This window comes from Mesorhizobium sp. WSM4821 (assembly GCF_055901555.1).
The window spans coordinates 135468-149469 of sequence record NZ_CM148371.1; the positions used below are offsets into that span (position 1 = coordinate 135468).

The following is a 14002-nucleotide window of genomic DNA, read 5'->3' on the forward strand; positions in this document are numbered from 1 at the left end:
AATCAACAATATTGAATTGAATTGGCGTCGTAAGTGGGATCGGCGCAACGGGTGCCCGTCAGATCGTCCTTGAACACAGTGGCGCCGGGAAGAAGAAGCCCAACGTTGAGTGAAGAAGCAGGAATGCGGCCGGACGTAGACTTGGGCGTGGTCAGTTCACCAAGATAGATGAGAATGTCTTGAGTCGCGCCGGTCCGGACAGCAACTTGGTCGCAACAGAAAAATCCGCCATTGGCAGGCGCGAGACGGACATCTTTGATCTTCACTTCACTTCACTTTGCGTTGATGGGGTTGATGCAGTTCGACCACTGCCCGTCAAACATGCGCCACATAGCGTTGGTTCACCAACATAAAGTCGCGAATGGTACCATCGCGTTTTCAGATGACAGACGACGTTGCCCCTTGGGATGCGGAACGTTTGAATTAGACTTCGTTGAAAGATTGAACACCACCCGATGCCAATGTGTCGATGAGTCGGGCTCTTGTGCATCGTCAGCTAGGTCGTGTGGACTCTTGGGATTTCCCATGGCTGAGCAAATCAGATTCAAGGCTGTCTTTTGGAGACAGCCATGGGTGTTCTCGAACGTCTGATTTTTCGTGACGACCAGTGGGAGCACATGTCGGCGCACATCATCGGCGACCAGCGGACGCGGGGTTCGTCGGGCCGCGACAATCGCATGTTCGTGGAAGCGGTGCTTTGGATCGTGCGCACGGGCTCGCCCTGGCGCGACCTGCCCGATGCGTTCGGGGATTGGAACAGCGTCTTCCGAAGTTTTCAGCCGCTGGAGCCACAAGGGCGTCTGGTGGCGCATCTTCGGCGATGTCGGACGATCCCGACTTCGAATATCTGATCGTCGATTCCACTATCATCCGCGCCCACCAGCACGCTTCGGGTGCCAAAAAAGGGGGTCTGAAGATCAGGGCCCTTGGCCGTTCGCGCGGTGGCCTGAGCACCAAGATCCACATGGCCGTCCGAGGCCTTGGGTGCCCGGTGCGCTTCACCCTAACCGCCGGCCAACGCGGCGACTGCCCGCAAGCATAGACCTTGATCGAGGGATTGCCCGCAAAGGTCGTTATGGGCGACGCCGCCTACGACGCCGACCCCTTGCGCCGGGAAATCGCAGACCCATCGCCGTCATTCCCAACAACCCGTCACGCGCGCGCAAATACCCAATCGACAAGCACCTTTATGCCCAGCACCATCTGATCGAATGCTGCTTCCCTAAGCTCAAGCAGTTCAGACGCGTCGCGACAATTCGACAAGACAGCCAGAAACTACCTCGCCGTCGTCACCATCGCCGCAACTGTGCTCTGGCTAAGGTAAGTGTCCACACGACCTAGGGCAGGACTCATTGATCCAGAAGATGAACGCTGCAGCGAAGGCGATTGCTGACAGGAATCTGTGCGCGCATCGGTCGTATCGAGTGAGTGTGGATGCGTCGCCAGTCCTTGAGGCGGGCGAACATGTTCTCGATCCTGTGGCGCTGCCTGTAGAGCAGCGGATCATAGCTGTGCTGGACACGGTGCTTGGCATGAGGCGGGATGCAGGGTGTGATGCCGTTGCCGATGAGCGCCTCGCGGAAGCCAGTGGAACTGTAGGCCCGATCGGGCAGCAGATGGCGGGCAGGTGGCAGTTCGTCGAGCGCGGCAGCGGCGGTTCTGTGATCGTTGGCCTGGCCTTCGCTCAGGTGCAGCAGCAACGGACGTCCCTGGTCTTCGCAAACCACCTGCAGCTTGGTGGTCAGACCGCCCCTGGTCCGTCCGATACATCGGGGTAGAGCCCCTTTTTGAACAGGCTGGCTGCCGTGCGATGCGCCTTGAGATGGGTGGCATCGATCATCAGCTTGTCTGTGCCGCCCCGGGCCGAGAGTTCGGCCAGAATGCGGTTGAACACACCCATCCGGCTCCAGCGAATGAACCGGTTGTAGATCGTCTTGTGCGGACCATAGGCGGCCGGCACATCCCGCCAGCGCAGCCCGTTACGGATCACGAACAGAATCCCGCTCAGCACCCGTCGGTCATCGACCCTTGGTACCCCCGTGCGAACGTGGAAAGAATGGCTCGATCCGTCGGCGACAGCAGTAACAAATCACCATGGTGGCCACCTCCAGCCACCTTGAATCATCATCGCTCATTCAATTCAACAATTTAATGGGTCCTGACCCTAGCCCGTCCTATTCATGAGCCTTGTGGTTCGAGCGCCGCTGAGCCGTTCGGTCATGCAGGTGTGACTAGATCGCGGCCAACTGCCGGCATGGGCTTGTTGCATAAACCAAGTGTCAGGAATTTCGGCATAGACGCGGTGGCGCGAACACGACTGCTGTCAGCCATCGTTTTCGACTCCGGCTCATCGCGCACGCGGTCTGGCTCTTTTTGGTTTCCATTGAGCCTACGCCTGGTCGAAGAAATTGCTGCTGGAGCGGGATCGTGGTCTCCTATGAGACGATCCGCCGCTGGGCAAAGAAGTTCGGGCCGGGCCGACTGCGTTGTATTCATCCGGTCTGGGCCGCGGCGGGGTGCGGTCTGTGTTAAGCTGCAGCGATGGAGATCGACACCGACAAGATCGATGATGCGGTCCTGGCACTGCTTTGGCTGACCCTGCACAATGAACGGTGCGCCTGGAAGGGCTTTGACTGGGACGTGACGGATCGACTTCACCGGAAGGGACTGATCGCCGACCCGGTCAACAAGGCAAAATCCTTGGTGTTGACGGACGAGGGTCTTCGGCGCTCGGAGGAACTGTTTCGCGCGCTGTTTACGCGGCCGACGCCATGAGCGCCCGAGCGGGCCGCCAGTTCCAAGGCAGCAGGCCCTCGAGTCGTGTGATCGGCGTGTCGGCGATGCGGGAGAGGACGTCGGCAAGCCAGGCCTGGGGGTCAATATCGTTGAGCTTGGCGGTGTTGATCAGCGTCGCCATGAAGGCAGCCCGATCGGCACCTCGATCGGAGCCCGCGAACAACCAAGCTTTGCGGTTATGCATACCTTTTCATAACAGGAATTATGCTCAGGCCCGGATTATGCGCAGTTGGCCGAGGCGGATGTGGGCCAGTCGCCGTTTCCACCTCGGTGACCTTGACATAATCAGAGGGCTTCGAGGAAGCGCATCAAATTGTCGGGCGGTCGGTAGCGTCCAAGCCTGGCCTCCTGGGGCTGCAACTTCCCGAGCGCCAGCTCTTTCATGGATAGATCGGCCTCCACATACATGTGCGTGGTCGCGGTGTCTTCATGCCCCAACCAAAGCGCGATGACGGTGATGTCGACACCGGACTGCAGCAGATGCATTGCTGTCGTGTGCCGGATCACATGGGGCGAGATCAAGCGGCCAGCGAGAGAGGGAAAATGGCGCCGTGCTGCAGCGACGGCGAGATCCAGCCGTTGCGTGACGTTGGAGCGGGTCATCTTCGCGCCTGCGCGGTTTGGCAGCAGGAAGCCGTCCTGCGCGTTTGCTCCCAGCGATCGCTGCCATCGCCGAACAAGGGCGGCTGTCGGGCGCCATAAGGGAACGCACCGCTCCTTGCGCCCCTTGCCATGCAGGTGCACGGCGGGCTGGCCTTCAAGAACAATATCGCGGCAGCGGATTCCGATGATCTCGGAGACGCGTGCGCCGGTGTTGTACATGAGACTGAACAGCACCCGATCCCGCCGCCCCGCCCATGTCGCATCGTCGGGAGCGTCGAGGATGGCCTGGATCTCCGATCGCGTCAGGAAGCCGATCAGCGGGCGATCGGCCCTCTTCATCGGAATGGCGAGCGCCTGCTCTATGATCCCGAGGGCGTCAAGATCATGATGTCCCGCGTATTTGAGGAATGTTCGCAGCGCGGCAAGCCGCGCGTTCCGGCTCCGTACGCTGTTGCCGCGAACCTTCTCCAGATGGTCGAGGAAATCGAGCAGCAGTCGCGCGTTCAGATCGGTGAGCGCGAGTTTGCTCGGAGGCTTGCCGATTGACGTCTCGGCAAACGCCAGAAGCAGTCGGAACGTATCGCGGTAAGCCGCGATGGTCCGCGGGCTGACGGCGCGATGTTGGCCCAGATGCTCGACGAAGAAGCGCTGCACCAGCGCGGCGAACGACGGTGTTGTCTGCTCACCCATGACAGCGCTCCTCCGCCGCAAATGCTTCGAAGCGATCGCCGGCCGCGACCATCAGGTCGGGAATGCCGGTCAGGTACCAATAGGTATCGGAGACCTTGGCATGGCCGACATAGGTGGCCAGCGCGGCGATGGCATTGTCGATATCCGCGCCTTCGTTCTGCCAGCGCTGCACTCGCCGGCAGATGAAGGTGTGGCGCAGATCGTGAATGCGAACCTCGTCATAGGCCCCACGAGCAACAATATTTGCGTCCCGACGCAACTGCTGAAATGTCCAATGGACCTGACGCTTGGACGGCACTTGCCCTGAGGCGCCGACGAAGAAAGATGCATCCGACTCGGCCGGAGCGGAGCGGGCGCGGATTGCCACATAGCGCGAGAGCGCAGCGGCGACGCTGGCATCAAATGGTACGTGCCTTGACTTGGTGAACTTGGTCATGCGCACGGTCAGACATCGGCCGGCAATGTCGACGTCGCCGCATCGGAGCTTGAGTGCCTCGGAAATCCGCAATCCCGTGGCTGCGATCAGCCCCAACATGGTCTCGTATGTTGCCGGTCGAATGGAGTGTTGCGGCTGCAGCCGCCGCGCCGCCTGCAGCAGAGCGACGATCTCCTGGTCGGTGTAGATATGTGGCGTCCGGCGCTGGTGCGCTTTGCCGAATATGCTGCTTACGGGAAGCTCGTTCCGTGGGTCGAGACGTCTCTCATGCTCGGCAAAGGGCCGCAGCACTTCGAGGCGGCGCACCCAGGAGGTTGGCGTCGCGTTCCGCGCCTCCCCCTGAACCCAAGCGACCACGAGCGTCGTCGTCAGCGGGCCGCGATGGCCGGACAGATCGGCGAAGCGAGCGAACGACCGCAGCATTATGCCAGAGGTCTCGAGCGAGAATCCAAGGCGACGTCGCTCCACAAGATAGGCGTCGATCCGCGCCTGCATGGTCAGCGACCGGCTCATGCCACACTCCCCGGCCACGGCATAGCGACCGCCGCGAGCCGCTGAAGGTCGACCTTCGTGTAGATCATGGAGGTGTCGATGCTCCGATGGCGCAGGATATCGGCGATCTGCTTCATGGGCACACCAGCGTTCAGCATGCGGCTGGCGACGCTGTGCCGGAGGATATGAACGCGTGTCTGAGACCAGCCGCAACGTTTGTAGGCGGCGAAAACGGCGCGCCTTACAACGTCTTTTTGGATCGGCAGGTCATAGGGCGCGACGTGGCGTACGAATATTGCGCGGTTCGTGCTCGGTGGACGTTCATGCCGCAGATACGCAGCGATCGCGTCACCCGTCTCGGGCGGCAAGGGAAGGACGTCGAAACGCCGGCCCTTTGACCGGGAAATGCGGATCGTACCCTGCCGCCAATCGATGTCGCCGAGCTGCAGTTGCACAACCTCACTGGTTCGGAGCCCAAGATCGGTCAGGCACCGGACCATGGCGTAGGCCCTCCGGCGCGACGGGAAATCCTTGTCGAATGAAGCGAGCAGAATCTCAATCTGCGTGTCGGAAAGCACATCCGGTAAGCTGCTCAGCCGCCAGCATGCAACGCGAGGGATTGCGCCGAGTAGATGCTGAACGTCGTCGCCCATCATCTGCCGAAACCGGAGATAGCAGCTGATCGCACCCCCAACAATGCGAATGGTGGCGGTCGTCCAGCCCTGCAGTTCGCCGAGGATGAAGCGTCTCACACGCGCCGGCTCAAGGCCGGCGATAGAGATCTCCCCTTCCGGAAACTGTTCCTCAAGAAAGCGTCGAAGAATCCGCTCGCGCCTCGCTCGTGTGCTGACGGCTAACCCGCCGACATCGCGCATGTAGGCCCGGAATGCCGCCAATTCCCCGCCATGTGTGGTGTGTGCGGTAGCTGCGGGAATGGCGCCTTCGGCACGCAGCACTGCAAGCAAATGCGTGATGGCCGCCCTGAGTTCGTGCGGCAAGCGACGGGCCGGATAAGGGCAGTCACAGACGGGAAGATGCTCGCTGATAAACCGAACTCGCGCGGCTTCGCCTATGGACTCTAACGCGAGCCGTTCGGTCGAGATCCAGTGGGCGAAATGGGCAATGCAGCACAGATAAACACGTGCGGTGCTGGGCGCATAGCGGGCACGGCCCAGGTGCTCAAGATAGCGCTCCGAGAATGGCCCCAACGGGCTGTTCTCAAGCCACTGACGGGGCGCCGGCTGCAGTTTGATTTGGTTCATGACGATCTCCTCTACGGTTGGCGCGCAGAGGAGATCAGGATTATGTAAACCTACGGTCGCCCGGCCTGCTGGGGATGCCCGGCATCCGCTCGCATCCCAAACGTCGCGCACACAAACTGCGCATAATCCGGGCCTGAGCATAATTTCTGCCGAGAGCAAAACCACGCAGCGCGCGTTCGGCCGCGTTGTTAGTGAGGCAAATCCGGCCATCGCCGAGGAAGGTCGTGAACCCTTCCCAGCGCTTCAGCATATAGTCGATTGGCTCGGCGACCGGAGAGCTGCGCGACAGTCTTGCCCGCTCTGCCCGCATCCAGGCCTCAAGTTCGGTGGCGAGAAGACGGCTTTCCTGCCGGCGTCGCTCCAGACGTTCGTGGGGGACGAGTCCGTTGATGTCGCGCTCGATATCGAACAGGGCGTCGACGCGTTTGACCGCCTCAAGCGCGATCGGCGAGATCGGCGCGGCGTCCTTGCCACGCTTGGCATTCGTTGCGATGTCGGCAAGCACGAAGAACTTGCGGCGCGCATGCGCCCAGCACAGCGCCTGGGTCAGCGGACCGGGATCACGGTCCACCTTGAAGAGCGGATTGTAGCCGCCATAGGCATCGGCCTGCAGAATGCCGGTGAAGCTCCGCAAATGACGCTCGGGATGTTCCTGCCGCCGATCGCGCGAGGCATAGTAGAGCGCCGCCGGCGGCGATGTTCCGCCGAACGGCCGGTCATCCCTGACGTAGGTCCAGATGCGACCGGTATCGGTCTTGCCGCGGGCCAGGATCGGCACGGTCGTGTCATCGGCATGTAGGCGGTCAGCGGCAAGCACATGGGCCTCGATCAGCGCATGCACCGGCTTGAGCGCCGCGGCACAAGCTCCGACCTGGTCGGCCAGTGTGGAAAGGCTGAGGTCGATGCCCTCGCGGGCATAGCGCTCGCTCTGCCGGTTCAGCGGCTGGTGCTGGGCGAACTTCTCGAACAGGATCATCGCCAAAAGGTTCGGCCCGGCAAAGCCGCGCGGCGTCACATGGAAGGGCGCCGGCGGCTGCGAGATCTTCTCGCATTCGCGGCAAGAGAACTTCTCGCGCACGGTCTGGATCACCTTCCACTGGCGCGGGATCACCTCCAGCGTCTCGGTAACGTCCTCGCCAAGCTTGGCCAGCTTGCCCGAACCGCAACACGGGCAGTTCGCCGGCGCGGCTATGACCACGCGCTCACGCGGCAGATGTTCGGGGAAAGGCTTGCGCGACGGTCGCTTGCGCTCGAACGCCCTGACCGTCGAGGAGCGTGCCGTCAGTTCCGCCGCCAATTCGTCCTGGCTGGCGTCGGCTTCCAGTTCCTCAAGCTGCAACTCCATCTGTTCGAGAAGCCGCGCCTTGCGCTCCGAGCGGCTGCCATGGATCTCGCGCTTCAGCTTCTCGATCTCCAGCCTGAGCCGGGCGATCAGCGCATCCGAGTGCGAGTTCACGGCTTGCGCGCGGGCGGCGACTGCTTGCGCCTCCCGGCGGGCGGCACGCTCGGCGAGGATCATCGCGTGCGCACTGGCAAGATCACCAGGAAGCTGATCGGCCGCATCGGTCATGGCGCGATGGAATCATATTCGCTCCCGCCATGCCAGCGGTTTTGCTCATCCCGCCGAGCTTGGACGCCAGGTTTTTTGCGGCATTCGCCAGTCGATGCCTTCGAGCAGATAGCCAAGCTGAGCGGGCGTGATCACCACCGTGCCGTCGGCCGCCGAGGGCCAGATGAAGCGGCCGCGCTCGAGCTTCTTCGTAAACAGGCATGCACCCTGGCCGTCGTGCCAGATCACCTTGATCAGCCCTCCCTGCCGCCCGCGGAAACAGAACAAATGACCGCTGTGCGGATCGCGCTTCAGTGTCTCCTGCACCATCAGCGACAGGCCGGGGAAGCCCTTGCGCATATCCGTATAGCCAGTGGCGAGCCACACCTTCACACCGCTCGGGATCGAGATCATCGCCGCTCCAGCACATCCAGGATCCGGCCGAGCGCCTCGCTATCGATATCACTCTCGACCCGCAGGCGGCGGGCGCCGCCAAGCTCGATCGTCACCATGCTGCTCTTCTTGCGCGGTCGGGAGATCGGCGGTGGCTGCGCAGGCGCAGGTGGCGCTGGCAGTGCCTCGACGACCTCCACGGGAACGAGCTGCGGCACGAACGGCGCGGAGATCTGGCAGAGCTCCTTGCGCCACCGGAAAAGCTGGCTCACATGGATGCCAGCCGATCGCGCAATCTCGGAAACACTGGCCCCAAGCTCAAACGTCGCGGCGACCAGCCGCTCCTTCTCCTCGCGAGACCAGCGCCGGCGCCGCTCGACCGACGTGATCACTTCGATCTGATGCTTCGTCACAGGGCTACTCCTAGTGCTTGCACTAGGACTTGCAGCCTTCAGCCTACCTCAGCAAGGCGGCCGTCACCGTCTTCCGATTACCCACATCGTCGGCTTGATCCAATGGAGATGCCGAAGGCGATGTCGTGCAAGCGGGTCATGCCGCGCCAGACGACCATGTTGCCAGGAGGCGGATCATGGTTGCGGGCGAGATAGCCACCAAGCATGGCGATTTGCAGCAGGTAAGCGGCGAGCGTGGGCCGTTGGAGGCGCGGTCGCATTCGGGACGCGTCGATCCGGTCGAGCGCAGTGATCTCGGCGAAGGTGAGAACGCTGTCGGGCGCGGCGTCTGGCTTGGCGCGCGCCGACATAGTGACGAAGAATATGCGCCAGCTGACCACCGCGATGAGGGCGAGGAACTTCGCCAGCCTCTCGGCGGTCTCGAGCCTAGCCTCCTCGGCACGGCAGCCGGACTTCATGACCTTGTGGAACACCTCCGCCTTCCAGCGCAGGGCGTACCAGCCGAGCTTCTCGACCGCCACGGAGAGATCTTCGACCGGCAGGTTGGTCACCAGCTTCCAGTCGATCGGCTCGCGGCCGGGCGGCGGATTCTCTTCGAGGGCGTGGATGTAAGTCAGAACCTGCGGACTGTAGCGCTTCTGCTTGCCCACCGGCGGCAAGGTGTTGATGGCGGCGAACTTCACCTGCAGCCAGGTCGTCTCGTCCTGATCGACCGTAATGCGATGACGTCCCGCCCAAGGCGCCGCCGCAAGTTGGGCAAAGACGCGATGAGCAGGATCGTGTGGGGCAGCATCGGCAGGCCGCTCTGCCAGCCTGTTCGTCTGCACCCGCACGAGGAAGCTGGTACCAAGGTCCTGCGCGGTGCAATAGAGCTCGTAGATGTCGCTCTCCCGGTCACCCACATGCACGCAGCGCTCGGGCGCGCCAACGAGCGCGATGGACTGGCGCAGGTTCTCCAGCCAGCGGTAGCTCTCCTTCGTCTCGATCGGCACGCGCGTGGGATTGATGTGCCGCTTGAGCGCGAGCGTTCCCTTGAACTTCGTTCGTGTCCAGAACTTCGCCGCCGTCAGACCGAGGGGTGTGCCGGTGAGGGTGACGGCCAGGCTTGAATGCATCAGCACCCCGCACAAGGTCAGCACGTTGGGCTGCCCGGCCTTGTAGCGCCCGGCGTTGATGGTTTTGGTGAAGCCGATTTTGCCCGGCTGCGCGCGGCTGTAGATAAATTCGGTCGTGTCCTGCAGGATAAGGATCGGACCTTCGCTCGCCGCAACGCGCGCCGCGGTCGCAGCGAAATGGCCAGCGAGAACGCTATGTTCTGTCACACGCGGGTTGTCAAAGAAGCGGTAGGCCGCCTTCGCCGCCGCCCAGTCGCCGCAGGCCGCCGGGATTGGCTTGCCCGGCGCAGCTGACATCTGATCCAGCAACCGTTGCAGCCGACGGGCCAGACGCTTGTCGGGAAGGGCCGCCGCAGAAAGCTCTTCCTCCTGCCAAGCGGCTTCGCTGCTGCTGGTCTTGTCTCGCATCCCTGACGCCTCCGTGATTCGGCGTCACGGACAGAATCACGGCAGATTCATACGAGGCAATAGGCCCGCCGACGATGTGGGTAATCGGAAGCGTCACCGTGGGGATACACTGCGTCGCAAGCAGGCGCGCCGCGATGAAATCTGGCACGCGGACAAGTCGTCGTCACCATCGCCGGCCGCGAGCACTGGCTGTGGCGGGCTGTCGATCAGGACGGATATGTGCTCGACGAGATCGTTCAACAGCCGTGTCAGCAATCGATTGGTGGCTTTGGTATTGCGCCGGTTCTGGAACCACCGATCCGATACAGGCTTGAGCGACCGGGCCGAGAATTCCCACGTGCCGCTGCGAAAACGAGAGCGGATGATGCAGGGCTTTCGATCGCCGGGAGGCCTTCAGCGCTTCGTGTCAATCTTATCTTAGCCCTCAGAACTCTCTTTGTCCCGCAAATCTGAACGAGCCGCATTTCAGATCCACTTCTCCGCCTCAATGCCACGGCCAAAGGAAGGCCGTTGCTGGTTCGCTCGCCTAGATTCAGCCGCAGCTCTGCATTCCTCCGACCAGTCACACAACCTGACAAGCCCTTCCAGACACCATCGGCTGCATGGCTGGCCGAGACAGGTTTAAAAAAATGACCTACATTGTCCTATCCCCTGCCGTCGTACACAGCTATTGGATCACCGAGGCTGCCCGGTAACGGTTCTTGACCGAGTCCAGGCCGATCCGAGGCTTCCACTACACTCCCCCTCTGAAACCCGATGGGTGCATCGGTAAATGCGTCGGCATGGCTACGTCCTAGGGGGTTGTATACAGAGTGGCGGAGCTCCTTCGGAACAGACTGCGCCAAACCGTAAATCGCTCCCTGTACTATCCCGCTACCCCCCACATCTTGAATGGTCATCGGAATTCCTGCCGTCACACACATATCACGCGCGCGGCGGGCCTTTGTCAGGCCTCCCACTCTCGAGATCTTAATATTGATCAAATCCGCTGCACTATCGGCGATAATTCGCATCACCATCTCAGGCGAGTCAACTATTTCGTCGAGGATCATTGGATGATCCGTCCGACATCTCACCGCGAGACAGTCCTCGTAGGAATAACAAGGCTGCTCTATATAGACGTCAAGATCACGAATTTGTCGCATTACTCGCAGGGCCTGATCCCGTGTCCAACCGCGATTGCAGTCGGCGTAGTATTCCTCACCGGGTTGGGCATGTTCGAAAATTGCCCGTATCCTTGACACATCTTCCGCGACATCTCCGCCCAGCTTTAACGACATACGCCGATATCCTTTCTCACGGAAGGCCGCCGTCTCTGCCAACATCTCTTCAATCGACCCTACCTTAGGGTCGCACATCAGATCTAAGCCACCTTCGAACCGTCCGCCGAGAAGATCGCACAGCGGCATTCCCGTTGCTTTGCCGAGGATGTCCCAACAGGCCATGTCGATTGGTGATTTTCCATATGGGTGACCAAACAAGAAATGGTCCATCAGATAGTTGATTCGATCGAGCTGGAGCGGATTTTCTCCAATGAGGTGAGGAGCTAATTCGCCAATAGCTGCTATGGCGCCCTTTGCGAACGCCGGCAGATAGTTCCCTCCCATAGTTAGGACTTCGCCCCATCCGACGATCGCAGCGTCAGTCTCGATTGCTACAACGGTCCTTTCGAAAGATCTCCAGATCCGACCACGCGATAGGGTGTAGCCTTGTAGAGAAGGCGTCACAATTCCAAACACTGATATGCGAGTTATTTTCATTAGGAATTAGCCCTTGTTATCTCGCCTGGCTCGCGAACTGCGCGCAGAGGCATGATTCGTTGTAGCGCAATCCGCATGCCGGAGCATGTACCAGCTAAGCGGCAGACCGACTGACCTAAACCTCAGCTACAGCTGACATTCCTCCACCTCACATATGCGCTCCAGCCTGAAACAATAGAACGTCCGACGCTGAAAAATGGGCATTCACGGGTTGTCCCGCTACAAATCCCGGAGTTCCCCCGACATTCTTGCTGATTGCCAGCAATCTGCCCTTTCCTGGAAGTTCGACGACCACATGCATGTCGGCGCCCAGCAGAGCCACGTCGAGTACGACACCCTCTAGTACATTGCATTCTGCGTTTTGAGCTACGTCACTCGCTGCCCCGCCCGAGAGCGCGATGTTTTCCGGCCTAACGCATAGATCGGCATGGTGGTGTTGATTGGATAGCGGAGTGCTTGCGTGGATCTCAATTCCTTCGCTTGTGACATAGATGCTCACGCCCTCACTCGATCTGCCGCGCCTTGATCCATGAAACCAGTTGGACCTCCCCACGAACTCGGCGACGAATTTGTCGGCGGGCTCCGCGTATATCTGCGCCGGCGTTCCACGCTGAACGATTCCCCCCCCCCGCATGACGACGACTTCGTCGCCCAAGCTGAGAGCTTCCTCCTGATCGTGGGTGACAACTATGGTAGTCGCGCCGACCGACCGAAGGATCTCCTTCAACTCAATGCGCAGTTCTAGGCGAAGCTTCGCATCAAGTGCAGATAAAGGCTCATCCAGAAGAACAATCTGGGGGTCGGTTGCAAGCGCTCGCGCAAGCGCGACGCGCTGCTGTTGTCCGCCGCTTAGCTGGCTCGGATATCTGGCCTCCATGCCGGCCAACTGAACAAGTGACATCATCTGTTTGACCCGAGAGGGTATCTCGGATTTCGGCGTTCCGCGATATCGCATTCCGTAGGCGACATTCTGAGCCACGGTCATATGAGGGAACAGCGCGTAATCTTGGAATAGTAGCCCGACGTTGCGTTCATAGGGCCTCAAATGGCCAACATCGTCGCCTGAGATTTTCACGATCCCCCTGTCGGGCAGTGTGAAACCCGCAATGATGCGGAGAGTAGTCGTCTTGCCGCAGCCGCTAGGCCCCAAAAGAGAAAGCACTTTTCCCTTCTCGATTTGCAAAGACACGGCATCGACCGCGGTGAACTCTCCGTACTTTTTAGTGACGTCTTTCAGTTCTAGAACACTCATTCGATCAAGCCTTATTGATGCCAAGCCCAATTGCTCTCTCAAGGTCAATTACGCGGTCAAGTACGAAAAGTACAGCTAAGGTCATTCCCATTAAGAGGACTGCTGCCGCAGCGATTGTGAGATCCATCTTCGACCTCATTAAGCTGATTAATGCAACTGGCAGCGTATAGGTATTGTAGTCACTTAGAAATATACTGATGGCGACGTCTTCCATAGAGAACGCAAATGCAAAAATCGCACCAGCGGAAATGCCGCTCTTGGCAAGAGGCAAAGTGATCGTGAAAAATGTCTGTCGCGCGTTAGCGCCGAGGCTCAAGGCGGCCTCGCCTAGCGTTTCGCTTATGCCAGTAAGCCCAACCAGTGTCATCCTTATGGTGTATGGTAGGGCGATGATTAAATGCGCGGCAAGCAGTCTGGCGAAGGTCGGGAGGAAGTCAAATACAGAGAAGACTATAAGTAAGGCGAACCCAACGATCACCCCGGGTATTACAAGAGGTGACAAAAATATACTGGTTGTCACGTCCCGCGATCGCGGAGGCATTCGGCTGATCGCCACCGCCGCCGATGTGCCAATCGCCGTTGCAAGGAACGCCGTTGCAATCGCAAGCAGCAAGCTCGTCCGGAACCCAGACCACAAGTTACCATCATTGAAAAGCCGGTCGAACCATTTCATCGAAAGGCTCGGAGGAGGAAATGAGCCCAGGAAATCGCGCCCGTCGAACGCCATCGACACGGTAATAATCACCGGGAAAAGAAGGAATATTGCGGTTCCTGTGATAATCGCCTTTACGTACAAAACAAGCAGGGCATCTGCATTTCTCTTGCTGAGCATT

At 60.2% G+C, this 14002-nt stretch carries 11 protein-coding genes and 6 pseudogenes; 4 read left to right on the forward strand and 13 right to left on the reverse strand.

Annotated elements, in window-relative coordinates; all coding sequences use genetic code 11:
* Nucleotides 1-2 precede the first annotated feature (2 nt).
* A complete protein-coding gene (locus AC0NID_RS00580; protein WP_473459425.1) occupies nt 3-266 on the reverse strand; it encodes a hypothetical protein in 264 nt (87 codons plus the stop codon).
* A 303-nt stretch (nt 267-569) separates the two neighbouring features.
* Between AC0NID_RS00580 and AC0NID_RS00585 the strand changes: the two are divergent.
* Nucleotides 570-1324: pseudogene (locus AC0NID_RS00585) on the forward strand (IS5 family transposase).
* Here the strand turns inward: AC0NID_RS00585 and AC0NID_RS00590 are convergent.
* Nucleotides 1316-2096 (reverse strand): annotated as a pseudogene (locus tag AC0NID_RS00590) (IS5 family transposase). The pseudogenes AC0NID_RS00585 and AC0NID_RS00590 overlap by 9 nt on opposite strands.
* Nucleotides 2097-2349: 253 nt before the next feature.
* Here AC0NID_RS00590 and AC0NID_RS00595 point away from each other — a divergent pair.
* Nucleotides 2350-2487 (forward strand): annotated as a pseudogene (locus tag AC0NID_RS00595) (IS6 family transposase); the annotation flags it as partial.
* A gap of 54 nt (nt 2488-2541) precedes the next feature.
* Nucleotides 2542-2775, forward strand: a complete 234-nt coding sequence (locus AC0NID_RS00600) for a DUF6429 family protein (protein WP_128160157.1) — start codon at nt 2542-2544, stop codon at nt 2773-2775.
* Here AC0NID_RS00600 and AC0NID_RS00605 read toward each other — a convergent pair.
* From AC0NID_RS00605 to AC0NID_RS00640, 8 genes and pseudogenes are all read right to left on the reverse strand, one after another.
* Nucleotides 2756-2971, reverse strand: a pseudogene (locus AC0NID_RS00605) (transposase domain-containing protein); the annotation flags it as partial. The gene AC0NID_RS00600 and the pseudogene AC0NID_RS00605 sit on opposite strands and share 20 nt — an antisense overlap.
* Nucleotides 2972-3081: 110 nt before the next feature.
* On the reverse strand, nt 3082-4053 hold the full coding sequence (locus tag AC0NID_RS00610) for a tyrosine-type recombinase/integrase (protein ID WP_474033392.1): 972 nt from the start codon (nt 4051-4053) through the stop codon (nt 3082-3084).
* Nucleotides 4054-4081: 28 nt separating this feature from the next.
* The gene (locus tag AC0NID_RS00615; RefSeq protein ID WP_065011732.1) at nt 4082-5038 is read right to left on the reverse strand and encodes a tyrosine-type recombinase/integrase; all 957 of its coding nucleotides are present in this window, start codon (nt 5036-5038) and stop codon (nt 4082-4084) included.
* A complete protein-coding gene (locus tag AC0NID_RS00620) occupies nt 5035-6279 on the reverse strand; it encodes a site-specific integrase (RefSeq protein ID WP_473459477.1) in 1245 nt (414 codons plus the stop codon). Before AC0NID_RS00620 ends, AC0NID_RS00615 begins: the two co-directional genes overlap by 4 nt.
* Nucleotides 6280-6424: 145 nt before the next feature.
* A pseudogene (gene tnpC, locus AC0NID_RS00625) lies at nt 6425-7849 on the reverse strand (IS66 family transposase); the annotation flags it as partial.
* A gap of 45 nt (nt 7850-7894) precedes the next feature.
* Complete coding sequence (gene tnpB, locus AC0NID_RS00630; protein ID WP_352622744.1) at nt 7895-8242, reverse strand: IS66 family insertion sequence element accessory protein TnpB; 348 nt, start codon at nt 8240-8242, stop codon at nt 7895-7897.
* Nucleotides 8239-8634, reverse strand: a complete 396-nt coding sequence (gene tnpA / locus AC0NID_RS00635) for an IS66-like element accessory protein TnpA (RefSeq protein WP_190233800.1) — start codon at nt 8632-8634, stop codon at nt 8239-8241. The genes tnpB and tnpA overlap by 4 nt, the downstream gene beginning before the upstream one ends.
* A 77-nt stretch (nt 8635-8711) precedes the next feature.
* Entirely contained in the window at nt 8712-10157 is a 1446-nt protein-coding gene (locus AC0NID_RS00640) for an IS4 family transposase (RefSeq protein ID WP_473459517.1), read from the reverse strand.
* 130 nt (nt 10158-10287) lie between these two features.
* Here AC0NID_RS00640 and AC0NID_RS00645 point away from each other — a divergent pair.
* A pseudogene (locus tag AC0NID_RS00645) lies at nt 10288-10601 on the forward strand (DDE-type integrase/transposase/recombinase); the annotation flags it as partial.
* A 200-nt stretch (nt 10602-10801) separates the two neighbouring features.
* Here AC0NID_RS00645 and AC0NID_RS00650 read toward each other — a convergent pair.
* The 3 genes from AC0NID_RS00650 to AC0NID_RS00660 form a co-directional block, all read right to left on the reverse strand.
* Nucleotides 10802-11764: a mandelate racemase/muconate lactonizing enzyme family protein gene (locus AC0NID_RS00650; protein ID WP_474033399.1), complete on the reverse strand. Its 963-nt coding sequence runs from the start codon at nt 11762-11764 to the stop codon at nt 10802-10804.
* Nucleotides 11765-12065: 301 nt separating this feature from the next.
* Complete coding sequence (locus AC0NID_RS00655) at nt 12066-13169, reverse strand: ABC transporter ATP-binding protein (protein WP_473459452.1); 1104 nt, start codon at nt 13167-13169, stop codon at nt 12066-12068.
* 4 nt (nt 13170-13173) lie between these two features.
* On the reverse strand, nt 13174-14001 hold the full coding sequence (locus AC0NID_RS00660; protein WP_473459454.1) for an ABC transporter permease: 828 nt from the start codon (nt 13999-14001) through the stop codon (nt 13174-13176).
* Nucleotide 14002 lies beyond the last annotated feature (1 nt).

Coding starts and splice junctions, on each gene's coding strand:
- AC0NID_RS00600 (WP_128160157.1), top strand. CDS start 2,542: ATGGAGATCGACACCGACAAGATCGATGATGCGGTCCTGGCACTGCTT.
- AC0NID_RS00615 (WP_065011732.1), bottom strand. CDS start 5,038: ATGAGCCGGTCGCTGACCATGCAGGCGCGGATCGACGCCTATCTTGTG.
- AC0NID_RS00620 (WP_473459477.1), bottom strand. CDS start 6,279: ATGAACCAAATCAAACTGCAGCCGGCGCCCCGTCAGTGGCTTGAGAAC.
- tnpB (WP_352622744.1), bottom strand. CDS start 8,242: ATGATCTCGATCCCGAGCGGTGTGAAGGTGTGGCTCGCCACTGGCTAT.
- AC0NID_RS00640 (WP_473459517.1), bottom strand. CDS start 10,157: ATGCGAGACAAGACCAGCAGCAGCGAAGCCGCTTGGCAGGAGGAAGAG.
- AC0NID_RS00650 (WP_474033399.1), bottom strand. CDS start 11,764: ATGGGAGGGAACTATCTGCCGGCGTTCGCAAAGGGCGCCATAGCAGCT.
- AC0NID_RS00655 (WP_473459452.1), bottom strand. CDS start 13,169: ATGAGTGTTCTAGAACTGAAAGACGTCACTAAAAAGTACGGAGAGTTC.
- AC0NID_RS00660 (WP_473459454.1), bottom strand. CDS start 14,001: ATGCTCAGCAAGAGAAATGCAGATGCCCTGCTTGTTTTGTACGTAAAG.